The 12,579-nt window shown below is 24.7% G+C and carries 11 protein-coding genes and 1 pseudogene; 5 read left to right on the top strand and 7 right to left on the bottom strand.

Going from position 1 to position 12,579, the window contains the following annotated elements; all coding sequences use genetic code 11:
- Positions 1 to 404: 404 nt before the first annotated feature.
- The 3 genes and pseudogenes from BB_RS04415 to BB_RS04405 all read left to right on the top strand — a co-directional run bounded on the left by BB_RS04415 (position 405) and on the right by BB_RS04405 (position 3,169).
- Positions 405 to 977, top strand: coding sequence for a P13 family porin (locus BB_RS04415; RefSeq protein WP_010890307.1), 573 nt, complete (start codon positions 405 to 407; stop codon positions 975 to 977).
- A gap of 179 nt (positions 978 to 1,156) precedes the next feature.
- Positions 1,157 to 1,763 (top strand): annotated as a pseudogene (locus BB_RS04410) (helix-turn-helix domain-containing protein); the annotation flags it as partial.
- A 494-nt stretch (positions 1,764 to 2,257) separates the two neighbouring features.
- On the top strand, positions 2,258 to 3,169 hold the full coding sequence (locus BB_RS04405) for a P12 family lipoprotein (RefSeq protein ID WP_012672184.1): 912 nt from the start codon (positions 2,258 to 2,260) through the stop codon (positions 3,167 to 3,169).
- Positions 3,170 to 3,600: 431 nt separating this feature from the next.
- On the opposite strand, the gene BB_RS07795 is transcribed toward BB_RS04405, so the two are convergent.
- Entirely contained in the window at positions 3,601 to 3,744 is a 144-nt protein-coding gene (locus BB_RS07795) for a type ISP restriction/modification enzyme (protein ID WP_231001463.1), read from the bottom strand.
- A gap of 677 nt (positions 3,745 to 4,421) precedes the next feature.
- Between BB_RS07795 and BB_RS04395 the strand changes: the two genes are divergently transcribed.
- Both BB_RS04395 and BB_RS04390 read left to right on the top strand, forming a co-directional pair.
- A complete protein-coding gene (locus BB_RS04395) occupies positions 4,422 to 4,574 on the top strand; it encodes a hypothetical protein (RefSeq protein WP_012665179.1) in 153 nt (50 codons plus the stop codon).
- 644 nt (positions 4,575 to 5,218) lie between these two features.
- Positions 5,219 to 5,413 carry a hypothetical protein gene (locus tag BB_RS04390; protein WP_012665167.1) on the top strand — a complete coding sequence of 65 codons (195 nt, stop codon included), beginning with the start codon at positions 5,219 to 5,221 and terminating at the stop codon, positions 5,411 to 5,413.
- A 235-nt stretch (positions 5,414 to 5,648) separates the two neighbouring features.
- Here BB_RS04390 and BB_RS04385 read toward each other — a convergent pair whose 3' ends face one another.
- The 6 genes from BB_RS04385 to BB_RS04360 all read right to left on the bottom strand — a co-directional run bounded on the left by BB_RS04385 (position 5,649) and on the right by BB_RS04360 (position 12,083).
- On the bottom strand, positions 5,649 to 5,924 hold the full coding sequence (locus tag BB_RS04385; protein ID WP_010890316.1) for an amidohydrolase family protein: 276 nt from the start codon (positions 5,922 to 5,924) through the stop codon (positions 5,649 to 5,651).
- Positions 5,925 to 6,382: 458 nt separating this feature from the next.
- Entirely contained in the window at positions 6,383 to 7,132 is a 750-nt protein-coding gene (locus BB_RS04380; protein WP_010256558.1) for a virulence associated lipoprotein, read from the bottom strand.
- Between the two features lie 2,042 nt (positions 7,133 to 9,174).
- The gene (locus BB_RS04375; protein ID WP_010890312.1) at positions 9,175 to 9,804 is read right to left on the bottom strand and encodes a chromosome replication/partitioning protein; all 630 of its coding nucleotides are present in this window, start codon (positions 9,802 to 9,804) and stop codon (positions 9,175 to 9,177) included.
- Between the two features lie 95 nt (positions 9,805 to 9,899).
- On the bottom strand, positions 9,900 to 10,655 hold the full coding sequence (locus tag BB_RS04370; protein WP_010890311.1) for a ParA family protein: 756 nt from the start codon (positions 10,653 to 10,655) through the stop codon (positions 9,900 to 9,902).
- Entirely contained in the window at positions 10,628 to 11,194 is a 567-nt protein-coding gene (locus BB_RS04365; protein WP_010890310.1) for a DUF226 domain-containing protein, read from the bottom strand. The genes BB_RS04370 and BB_RS04365 overlap by 28 nt, the downstream gene beginning before the upstream one ends.
- On the bottom strand, positions 11,187 to 12,083 hold the full coding sequence (locus BB_RS04360; RefSeq protein WP_010890315.1) for a plasmid maintenance protein: 897 nt from the start codon (positions 12,081 to 12,083) through the stop codon (positions 11,187 to 11,189). The genes BB_RS04365 and BB_RS04360 overlap by 8 nt, the downstream gene beginning before the upstream one ends.
- Positions 12,084 to 12,579 lie beyond the last annotated feature (496 nt).

The raw sequence follows: 12,579 nt of genomic DNA, 5'->3' as shown, positions 1-12,579 counted from the left end.
GTATAAATTATCTTTTAAATTTATTACTAAATCTCAAATTAGATATATACTTTGTGTTTGTGCATAAACCAACTCCAGCTTTAAACAGATCACAAGCGCTAAAGAACTTACTAATCTACTTGCAACAAACACCAAAACTTTGAAATAAGAAATTCAGTCAACCTTAATAGCAAATCAAGAAAAACCAAATCTAGATATTGATAATTGACGTACAAAAAGAAATAGACAACATAATTTCAAATCTAAAAGAGTTTATTAAAACTCTACAAACCCTACATTAAAATCTGCTTAGCATAGCTAAGTATGCTCAACAACATCTTAAAAAATTCAATTCCAAAAATAAAATCTAAAAATTGCACTATTATTTAAATATCAAAACTTAATTATTAGGAGGTAATATTAATATGAAAAAAATTTTCACATTAATATTAATTTTTAGTTTAACGATGCAAATCTTTGCTTTAAATTTCACTTCAAAATATAAAATTCAGAAATATGCTGAAAGAGAAAAGGAGTTCATTCAAAACCAGAAATTAGAAAAAATTTTGAAAGACCCCGAAAAGACTAAAAAGGCTCTTTTGCAATACGAAAAAGAACAATTGATAGATCTATGGATTCCAGTAATGTTAAATTTATTTTTACCTTTTGGAGTGGGGTCTTTTGTCCAAGGAGATTATATTGGAGGTGGCTGCACGCTTGGATTTAATTTGCTAGGATTAACCCTTTTAACAACTGGAGTTATTCAAATGAAAAATCTGAAAAAAGAACCTGCTAGTATATCTTCGATGATACTACTACTTTCAGGAATGCTCACGTTTGGATCATCCTACTTAATCTCAATTTATTTGCCAGTACTATTTGAAGATCGATACTACAAAAATCTTATGAATCGAATCATTGATGAACTTGCGGGATTTGAACCCAATCTTGACATTGGAATGAACGGATTCCAACTGTCCTTTAAAAAAAGTTATTAATTAAATATGATAAAGATAATCTGCCTAATGTGGAGGGTAAAGATGAAGTACATAATATAGATGCGAAAGATTTTTATCTAAAAATAACAAAGAATACTCCACCTATAATTTCTATGAAATTTAGGTGGAGATGAATTTGTAACGCAAGTTAAAATATGATTTTATAATTATAAAAAATAATGAATGCTAATAAAGCTTATAAGTGCAGAATATATCCCAACACCAATCAAAAAAAATATTTTTCAAAAGTATTTGGATGTGTAAGATTTTTGTATAACAAAATGTTAAGTGATAAGAAAGATTATTATAAAAATAATAGACAAAATCTTATTACCTATCCAAGTAAATATWAAGAAGAATTTCCTTTTTTAAAGGAAGTTGATAGTTTGGCTCTTTGTAGCGCGTGGATCGACTTAAATTTTGCGTATAGTAATTTTTTTAGAGAAATTAAAAAAGGAAATAGAGTGCAAGGATTTCCTAAGTATAAAAGTAAGAAAAATAGGCAAACTTATAGAACTAATAATCAAAAAAACTCAATAAGAATAGAAAATGGTTATATAAAACTACCTAAAATAGGGTTTGTAAAAGAATACAATTTATTAACATTAGAACTTTTCTCTTCTGCTTCCAGAAAAGATTATTATTAAAACTGGAAAGCTTTTTGAATTAAAATTTGGGCAAAATAAGAGAATTCATTAAAGAATTATTATTAATAAAAATAATATTAGAAAGCTAAAAATTGATTTTGATAAATCCTTTATAAAGTTTAATGGGTTAAAATATAAATAAAATTCAGCATTGTTAAACTTTTTTTCTTTATTAATTCATTTTTTATTTTTTTATAGTCATTAGCTAAATCTAATATATTCAAATTATTGTTTTTTAATTTTACATCATAAAAAGGATTTCTTAATATTACAGGTATAGGATCTAAAATTTTTGATTTGATATTATTTTTTTATCAAGCTTTAGTCCAATATTAATAATAAAATTCAAAGAATGAATTCTATATGAAATTAAGCAAAAAAATTTATAAATATGAAAATTTTTCTAGTTTTAAACAATTTATTAATTTCTTCTTAAAGCAAAATAGTAGTTCAGAGATTATCATATATTCTCCAAATGATTAATAAGCAAAAAAGTATAAAATATAATTAATTTTATTTATATTTTATTGAAATTCAAACAAAATGATATATAATCTTAATTAATAATTAGTATTAATTAAGAATAATTATTTGTAATATATATTCTTGATTAAGGGAAAGGAGAGTATTTTTATGAAAAAAAAAATGTTTTTATATACATTGTTAACGATAGGATTGATGTCTTGTAATCTAAATTCTAAATTATCTGGTAATAAAGAGGAACAAAAAAATAACAATGATATAAAAGAAGCTTTAAATGGCGTTCAAGAAAATGCTATTAATAATTTATATGGAAATAAAAAAGAAAAAAAAGATTTTATTAAAAATTCGGAAAAATTGAAAGACAAGGGTTTAGACGTGACCACCCTCCCCTTAGAACCTGTAGTGGCGCCCTCCGTAGAATCTGCGGTGTCTTTAGGAGAATCTAATAATAGGATTGGTATACCAACCATTTCAATTGAGCATAATCAAAAAAAAGAGATAAAAGAAGAGGATTTTTTCCCTTCTACTGAGGAAGAAAAGCAAGCGGATAAAGCAATTAAAGATATAGAGAATCTTATTGGAGAATCTGGATTTCCCGAGTTAATTGAGAATGTGTGCTCACTTAAACATGAATATACTTTAATAAGAAGTGATTTTTATGATGTGATAACTAAGATTCAGAATAAAAAAATATCACTAATGAAAAATTCTCATAATAATAGAAATAAAATAAGGGAACTAGTACAATTGCAAAATAATTTAAAGATAGGAGACGAACTTGATAAAATTATGGGTTGCATTGATACTGCAGAACAAGAGATAAGATCTGCCGCTTTCTTTTTTGATGAAGCTAAGGAAAGCTTAAAAGAAGGTATTATTAAAAGATTGGAAAAAAGTAAAAATAGGGCAGCATCACAATTATCTAAAAAGGCTTTAAATAGAGCAGAGGATGCTTTAAGGTGCTTAGAAAATTATTCTTCTAAAAAAGGTGAGGCAATAGGAAGAAGAAGCTTTATAAAAGAAGTTGTTGAACAGGCAAAAAATGCTTTAAGTAAGTCTTAAAATGGAAAAAAAATATATAAATATATTAATATTTAAAATTAGAGTCTTCTTTAAAAGAAGACTCTCTTATATTAGTAATAGTACATAGATTTGTGCTAAGATATTAAAAAAATCGATAGTTAAAGCTTTTCAACACTTCAAGGTATATTGCTGTAAAAATGGGATACTTATGAATAGATTTTTTATGGTTATTGTCTTAAAGATTCTAAAACTTTAAAGTTGTAAATAATTTATAGAATATTTCAAGATATTATAGGATCTTCTGTAAAAGAAACAAGTCCAAAAATTTAGTTCAAGCAGCTCTTGTAATATAAAATGTCAAAAGCTATGGTAAAGCTCATTTGTTTTTTCTTTGTAAAAAATTTTTTCTATAATTTTATTTTGTTTTTTATCTTTATCCAAGGTTAAAAAACGTTTTTCAATATTATTGTCTAATTTGAAATAACTTTTAGTAAATGAGAATTAATAAGTTCTGTTCCGAATTTATTGAGCATTTCAAATATTTCAGTATTATCTACAAAAATAATTTTAGGAAAATTTATTTTTAAGAACTCGCAAAATTTAGTTCTATGGATATTTGAGCAAATAACTGTATAAATATAACCAAGAGTTTCTTCTAGAATAAAAGACGCTGGAAGAATTCTTAAAAATATAAAAAAAGAAAAATTAAAAGATAGTGAGTGCTATTAAATTTACAAGTTCAGATGAAGTTTGTATGGCATAACAACGAAAACCTTAACAAAATCAGCACGTAGGACAATTATTAGCATAGTTAGGACTAGTATACCCTTATAATGATAAAACAATAAATCCTATAAATATTTATATTTAAATAACTTCATTCAAAATGATAAAAAAGAATATTGGAAGATTATATAAAAAATTAGTAGTAGCATTTATATAGTATAGCCGTAATTAAACCACATCAACACATACTACCGCCTTTTAACTTGCAAAGCAACTAAAATGGTGGTTAAAATAGCATAAATCATTATGCTATTTTAATTAATATATTTCAACCCTTTTAAAGATTCTTTTAATCTAATTTTAGGGAAACCAGCTCTATTTTTCTTAAAATTAACACTTGATCCTTCAGAAATTGACTTAAGCTTTTAACCCTATATTTTCTTCAAATTATTAAGTTGAATTTTGGGCTTTAAGCTACATTAAGAGAGCCTTTAAGAAGATAATAACAATATTTATTTTGTTGAGATGAAGAATCTGGTTTAAACCAAATAAAAGAAGGAGAGGCTTGAAAATTGTAGGAGGAGGCTATGTCATATGGACAAAACCTGGTAATTTAAGTGTTATAAAAGATAAATATAATAATTTAATTCAAGATCTTGCGGGGCTTAAGTATTATTTAATTATATTTTATCGCCCATCCATTTCTATGAAATTATAGGTTAAGATGCATAAATAGTGAGCGTTCATTTTTTCTTTACCAAACCAAATAGTGCTTAATATATGCTTTTGTAGAAAATAGCCCTTAATGAATTCAGCCACGATAAAGATCATATTCATTTATTACTAGAATTTACTCCCAATAATGGAACTAGGATAATTAACGTAGACATTGTCACACTTCCCAAAGCAGCATATCTAAAAAATAAATAAAATATAGATTAACAACTAAAAAATTAGTTTGTAAATTCCTAATATAGTCAATGCCATGTTAGGTAATTGATAATTTTAAATCGTTTTTGTAAAAAAAAATATATAGAACAAAATATTGTTAAAATTTTTAGATAAAAAAATGAATTAATGTTCACTATATTAAAGAACAGAGAGACCTGCCTTAAATAAAAACTTTAAAATAAAATAATAATATAAGTCTATATATTGGACAATTAGCACTAAAAATCAAAATTACAAAAAACATGTGGGATTGTGCGTTATTAGGCTTGCGATATTTACAGAATAGGAGGGGCCACTCATACTTTTAAAAAAGATAGCAAAAGGGCTGCTTGTATGTGCACTGTGCAGTATGATTTGAAAATGCTTAACGAACTTGAACTAAAAGGAAGTGCTGCTCATTATATATAAAACATGAAGCTTGTAGTATTCCATAAAGAGATAATTTGGGAATACCTTGTTGCGTTACTTAAAGAAAAACTTTCAAATAAGAAAATAGTAGGTGATTTTGACGAGGAAATTAGAAATGCAGTGCTTGCGTCTAAATATTTTAATAAACTAATATTTCTAAATCAAAAATTAATAGAAATAACTTCTTACTTTATCTAATGAAAACTTTTTAGATTTTTTAAACCCGGAAGACATCTGCCGGGGCATAATCTACAAGCTTTACTTCGGGACAGTTGCCCCCAACCACCTTAATTCCTTATTCCATTATAGCAATAAACCTTAAACCTTCCTTAGACATATAATTAATAGCTCCTAATTAATTTAACAATAAAAAACCTTTCATACTCTTTCTATAACTTTCTTGATTAGATTTTTCAATCCTTTACTGCCTTTTTTAAATGCGGAAAAAAACATTTACTATTTCATGAGGATCGCTAATTGTCGCCACAGTGCTATGTTGAACTACCAAATGCGTAAAGTTTGATGGAATAAAAAAAGAACGTTCTATATGTATATGTGCATCAATAAATCCTGGCAATATATACTCATCTAATATTGCATTAATTTTTGTCATGCTCACAATATGACCATTTGCAATCGTTATACTAGCTAGATAAATTTCCTTATTAAGGATATCAATATAATTAGCTTCAATTTTAAACAAATTCATTATTTATCCTCTTATAAAAACTTTTTATTCATAACATACTATAGTATATCTATTATTACAAATAATAATACAAAATATGTTGAAAATAATTTATTAAATAAAATACATAAATTTAACCTCATACGGGGCCTGTCTTAGCTTTTATTTCTTTATATTCATGATCTTTTTTAATTTTGTTACCATGTAATTCAAAATGTAATAAGGTTATTTATTTAAATCTATAAAAATTGTAAATGCAAAACTTGACTGATGATGCCACCAAGGTTAGTAGTGAGTAGATATTAAATGTGATTATTGTGGATGCTGATAAAGATGATAATGGTGTGCTAAATGATGCCGATAATAATCCAATTGATACTAACTGATATTAGGAGAGCGTTGGTGGTGGTGAAGCATTTAGTTCTGCTGCCGAGAGAAAGGATGCCAATATTGACTCAGAAAGTGGATATATATACCCTTTAAAGGGTATATATTAAAATTATCTCGCTTTTCAGCCTTTCTGCTTCATTATATTTTTCTTGAATTTGATTGGAAAGTGCAACCACATAAGATCCAAGCTTGGCGTTATCTGTTTTTATAAAATTTTCATTATTTTGATAATCCAATAAAAGACGTTTTGACATCTTTGAAACGATTGTTTTTATAGATAATAATTTTTCAAACAAATTTTTAAGTCTTTTTAAATTTGAAATATCTAGTTTACCTAGAGTATCTTTTTTGGAATATAAGTGAACAACCACATCATCAAGAGTACTTCCAAATAGATTAAATAGGCTAAATATTTCTAGTACTTTTATTGACAGTATTCTAATTTCTGAAAATTTCTTTAATTCATTAGTTTCAATAGCATTTAATAAAATACTATAAACACGCCTTCTATACCTAATAGATCTCTCACTACCTGTATCAGATATTAATTCCCGTGGTGATTCTGCCCAATACATACCTCCAAAAACAGCCAACATTCCATATTGATCCGAAGGTTCTTCTTCCATTTTTTTTACATATTTTTCTCTATCTGCATTCGCTTTTTCTATTAAATTTATTAAATCATCAAGTAATTTATTTTTTATTATTTTATCAGAATCTGCATCTTGATTTGAAATTATCCCCTTACTTAGAGTTCTTTTCTTATTTGTGTTAAAATCTGGATTGCAAGCAGTTAAAAACAAACAAACAAATATGCTTATAATCGTATTATATTTCATAAATATTCTCCTTACTTAAAATTTTACATTGTATTATTTTATATCCTATAATATTATGTAATACAATATATTAAAATTGAATATATCAATCTAATATCAATATAATATGATTTTTAATAAATACAATTTAATATTGTATTTATTTGCTGGTGTACTGCATTATTGAAATTAAACCATATAAATGCTTTATGTATTCTTTATAGCAAGGCAATAATCTATCTTTAATGCTGTAATTATTACTTAACTTTATAAAAGCTTATTATTTAATTTTAAATAGCGGTTCACACAAATTCATACACCAACATCACATAGTGTAGCAGTACCCCCTTATCATAAAAAATTTACTCTAGAAAAACACTTGTTTACATCTGCTTTTCACAAGGTGCAAAAATATAACTATTTAAAATAACATCTGCTGTTGATATTTTAGAAGTAACAAAAGAATAATAAAAGCAATCCATTCTTAATGACATTAAAAATAAGGTATTTATAAAATTTATAAATTTGTATTTTGGGTTTTCTTTTTTATATTTTCAAGCATCGTTATATCTAAATAATTCCTTGCTCAAATATCTATAAAACTAAATTTGACGAATCATTGAAAACAAGCTTTCCTAAAATTATTTTTATAGATGATGCTGAAATATATACTTAACATAATATTGTATTTATTATTATATTATTTCATAGGTGAATGCGGAGAAAGAGAACTGCAAAAAATAAAAATATAAGACTTTAGCTGCTTGATACATTTTTTAAGAGTTTAATGCTATTCAAACAGCGCACAAAAACTATTCATTTCAAAGAAAAAATCTTAATAATGGTCAACGCATCTTTTCCAAAAAAACCAAAAAGAAATTCAAATATAATTAAATTAGCATCAATCAATATTCTTAAAAAATTTAAAAATCTAGGATTTCATGTAAACAAATCAATTCATTCGTATAAAAATTCTTTGATTTCAAATTTAAAGATCTAATAATTACAATTCTTTCGAAATCAAAGAACTTGTGAAAGATTGCTCAAAATATGAAATTATTAACAAGAATTTAAGGTGATTTCAGGGCGTATTTTTAAGCTTAAGTAGCCTGCTGAAGTGTGAAATTACTTTCGAAGAGTATTTATTTGTAAGCCTGAATTTTGTTTGCAGAAGATAGCCCGTAGATATTGTAAACCATAATAATTCTAAGTCATTAGTAAATGATGCTAGAGTAATTGGTAAAATGTTTACTAATTAGAATAAATTTATTGAGATTAACTTTATAAAGTTAATATTTTTTTGCTTAATAAACTTAGGATAGTAAAAAAGTTGCGTAAAAATCCAAAATTTGAAGTTTGATTTTATTAAATTAAGAGTAAAAAAATTAAAATAAATACAAAAATAAATGGTTTTTTAAATCTCAACAATGCTATTGAGATAAAGATAGATATTATTATGTGCTTAAAGTAATCTTATTTTATTTCTATAGATTTTATTAAGCTTATTTTTAAATAAAATATGATATTACCCGTTTTGACCAAAAACTAAAATTCGGATTTCAAAAATCAAAAATAACGCGATTTATTTTTCCTTTTTATCTGTAAATCTGTTACGTGTTTCTGTGTATTTTTATCAATATAAAAAATACAATTTATTAACATTAAAATTTTTATTTTCTGCGACATAAGAGATCGCCATTAAAGTTGAAAGGCTACTTGAATTAAAATTTGATAAAAATAATAAAATTTATGAAAGAATTATTGTTGATAAAAATTCTACTAAACCCTAAAAATTAAATCTGATAAAAGGTTGATCAGATTTAATGAGAAAAGCATAAATGCTTAATAAAAGATTAATCTCGTGAGAATACTTTAACAATCTTTTGTTTTGAATTTATATCTACCTAAATTTTATAGAAATTGTAAGTAGAAAATACTTTATTATTTTTTTAATATATAGTAGGCACAAAAAAAGCCCCCTATGGGCAAATATTTTACTACTGAACACGGAGAGAGAAAAGCTCTCTAACCTAGTTTGATTATAATATATTATACAATTTTAATCAAGAGCTCACTTTTATCTTTTTATCTTTTTTATAATTTTCATACTCAATTATAAGATCTGATAAGATATTTTTTTTATCTTTAATTAGCTTCTCTAAAATAAAGTAGATTCTTTTGATATCTTTTTTGCAAAAATCATAAACTTTTTCATCTTTCATTAAAATTCTAATAGATTTATTTTGGGTGCCAACACCTTCTTCTGGGTTTTCTTTAACCATATTTTCTTTATATATCTCTGACAAGCTATTTTTTAGTATATTTTTATATGTAGCTACAAAACCCATTTCTTTAACTTTTTCAATAGAAATAATCCCTTCTAAAACTTTCTCATAAATTTTCAAATACATATAAGCTTGGCTTCTAGCAATTATATAAGATTCTATAAACTGTTTAAAACTTTTGAAGCCATCATACTTATAAAGTTCTTTTTGCTTAATTTCATATAAAATTTTCATTCTTTGAATTTTATTATTAATATCGGATTTTAAATTTAATTTCAACTGCTCTTTTAACTCATTGTAATTTCTCAATTCCTTATCTTGATTATTGCCTAAACTTAATTCTTTGCCTGTTGAGATTTCAACCCTTTTATATAAAGTTACCTGCTTTTTATTGTCTTTTTTCTTCATTTTTATCTCCTATTTTTAGATAATTTTTAGTAAAATTATCTGTCCGATATCGGACAACCCTAAATAAGTACCTTTATAGTTAGTAAAAATGCCAACTATAAAGAAAAAATATTTTTTAAAGTATCTTTTATTTCTCTATAATACATTTCTTTTTTAGAGGGCTCTAATCGTCCATTTATAAGAACTTTTATACTATTTGAAAAATGGATCTTGCCTTTAATATATTCTCTATATTCTTTATAAAGCAAGTCCTCCACTTCTTTTATCGTGTTTCTATTTTTTATAAACTGGTTTTCCACAATAGAAATATTATATATTTTCTTTCTAAATTTTGTAATATCATTAACTGCGTTAATCAAAATAGTAAAACTTTCTATTGACCATATTTCTACCTGAACTGGAATCACAATATAATCCGCAACATTCAAGGCATTCTTTAAAAGAAAATCTAAACTAGGAGGAGTATCTAATAAAACATAATCAAAATTATAGTTTTGCATATTTTCATTTAAATGATGTTCTAAAATAACTTCTTTGTAATCAATGGCTTCCGAATTAAATTTTCCCAAAATGGGGTGAGAGGGGATTATAGATATATAATCATCAATTTTTTTAATGCATTCATTAAAATGGAAATCTCCTTTTAACATACTATATGTATTATATTTTTCAATATTTGAAATATATCTATTAAAATAAGAAGTTAAAGAATTTTGTGGATCTAAATCAATTAGAAGCACCTTTTTGCCCAATTCCTTTAATACATAAGAAAAAAGTATAGAAAGCACACTTTTTCCGACTCCTCCCTTAATTGAAGCCATTGTTATAATATCTGATTTTTTAATATCCATTTTTTTAAAATTCCTCCATCCGGTGATTTTTTATTGTAAAATTTGTATACTTTACTTTCCATTTTTTCTAGATGATTTAGCGTAAACTGATAATACTCAGTGCTTTCTTTTTCATTTTTTCTCAACAAAGTTCTTAAAGATAATATGTAAGACTTGACGGATCCTTTTTTAAACCTAAACTCTATATAATAGAGTTTCTTTATTGCATAAATTTTATTGTCTTCTTTTTTAAGAAAGAAGGGTTTTTCAAGGTAATCCCATCCATATTTTATTCCCAAAAATTTATCATTTTTTCCCAATGAAAAAAGATTAAAAAAATAATAATCTTTATTGTTATTATTAAATTCTTGGAATACAAGTCTTAATCTTTGTTCTTTGTTAGTAACTTTAAAATCAATTAAATGTTTAAATATTTTCGTATAGTATACTTTTTTTCCATCTATTTCTTCTATTTTGCTAAAAATATCTTTTTTAATTAAAATATTGTCAATTTTCATTAAAGTTTTTTTTTGTTTTAGTTTTTCAAGTAATTTACTCAAATTTTAATCCTTTTTTTAAAGTGTTAACCAGAATATTATTGGCTATTATCCTAGCATGTCCTGAAAAGCTAGTTATTTTATTTACCTTCCATTTAGTAGTATAAGTATCTTTAAATTCTCCTGCAAGAGTGTAAAAATCAGTTTTATAGGGTGCGGTTTTCCTCATAAAGTGAATTTTATGTTTATAAAGACTTAGCTTAGATAAGAAAAACTCTTTAATATCTTTTGTCTCATAATCATATTTTAGATAATTTTTAAAATCTTTATAGTTTAATAAAGTATTTTTTAATGATTTAGTTGGTTCTTTTGCATTGAAAATTATTGATTTAATTCTTTTAAAGAAAGAGTTTTCTATAGAATTCTTATTATATATATTTATATATTGTTTATTATATACAGTGATATTTTCAGTGATATTTTTAGGCTTAAAAGATTCTTTCTCTTCCTTTACTTTTTTAAGTAAGTCTATTTTAGTGTTATTAAAATATGCATTAATCAATTTATATGCAATAGGCGACACTTTATATATACAAAGCTTTCCTTTAAATTCTCCGAAGCTATTTGAAAATGTTAGTATTCTTTTTTCTAATGCTTTTAGCTTAACCAAAAATTTTAAATCTAGTCTTAGAGTATTAATTGTGGTTTCTTTTTTGTTTTCTCTATGTATATTTGAGTTTAGTACGCGAAGGATATCTCCTTGATGATGAACTCGAAGTTCTTTTACTTTTTTAGAAGTAAAGTGTTCTTTATTAATTGAGGTATTATATTTTTTTTTAAATTCTTTATTTAAGTAATTGATTACTGAAATAATTTTTTTCAGTCTACAGATTTTACCAAGTAGTTTATTTTTATTGGTTTGGTGGTTATGATTAGATATGGCTGGTTTCATTTTTAATCTCCATGTTCAGTGTATTTTTATCAATAATTGCTTTAATTATATTCAAAATATTTGATTAATTTCAATACCTAACTAAATATTTTATTATTTTTAGCTAATCACAGTTTTAAGTCAAAGATTATAGAAATAGTGGTTTAAAATAAAATAAAAAGACTATAGGAAAAAGCCAAAGACCTTTTTCAAAAGTGTTTATAGTTAACATAGTAAATTTAAAATTTGAAAAAGGATCTAAAAGGCTATCACAGGATAAATTAAGAATTTATTTTTATAATTTTTAATTTTAGAAATAGTAGTTCATAATGTCTTATGCCGGGTTGCCAGCTTTATTCATTTTAAAGACTGCAAAAAAAACATTCTAAATACATGTAAACTTGTTGCTTGGTGTATTTTTGTTTAAAAATTCAAATATTTTATTGACAAACAGTTTAAGCAAAGCTTGTTGTTAAAATTGTTTAAAACCTGACTGTCAAAAGAGAGTTTTTTTCAG

This window comes from Borreliella burgdorferi B31, from assembly GCF_000008685.2.
Taxonomy (GTDB): domain Bacteria; phylum Spirochaetota; class Spirochaetia; order Borreliales; family Borreliaceae; genus Borreliella; species Borreliella burgdorferi.
Note: the sequence above shows the minus strand (reverse complement) of the source record. Positions and strands in the feature narration are given on the sequence as shown.

Bases quoted from the DNA above. Each gene is read 5' to 3' on its own strand.
- BB_RS04415 (WP_010890307.1), top strand. From the start codon at position 405: ATGAAAAAAATTTTCACATTAATATTAATTTTTAGTTTAACGATGCAA.
- BB_RS04405 (WP_012672184.1), top strand. From the start codon at position 2,258: ATGAAAAAAAAAATGTTTTTATATACATTGTTAACGATAGGATTGATG.
- BB_RS04390 (WP_012665167.1), top strand. From the start codon at position 5,219: ATGAAGCTTGTAGTATTCCATAAAGAGATAATTTGGGAATACCTTGTT.
- BB_RS04385 (WP_010890316.1), bottom strand. From the start codon at position 5,924: ATGAATTTGTTTAAAATTGAAGCTAATTATATTGATATCCTTAATAAG.
- BB_RS04380 (WP_010256558.1), bottom strand. From the start codon at position 7,132: ATGAAATATAATACGATTATAAGCATATTTGTTTGTTTGTTTTTAACT.
- BB_RS04375 (WP_010890312.1), bottom strand. From the start codon at position 9,804: ATGAAGAAAAAAGACAATAAAAAGCAGGTAACTTTATATAAAAGGGTT.
- BB_RS04370 (WP_010890311.1), bottom strand. From the start codon at position 10,655: ATGGATATTAAAAAATCAGATATTATAACAATGGCTTCAATTAAGGGA.
- BB_RS04360 (WP_010890315.1), bottom strand. From the start codon at position 12,083: ATGAAACCAGCCATATCTAATCATAACCACCAAACCAATAAAAATAAA.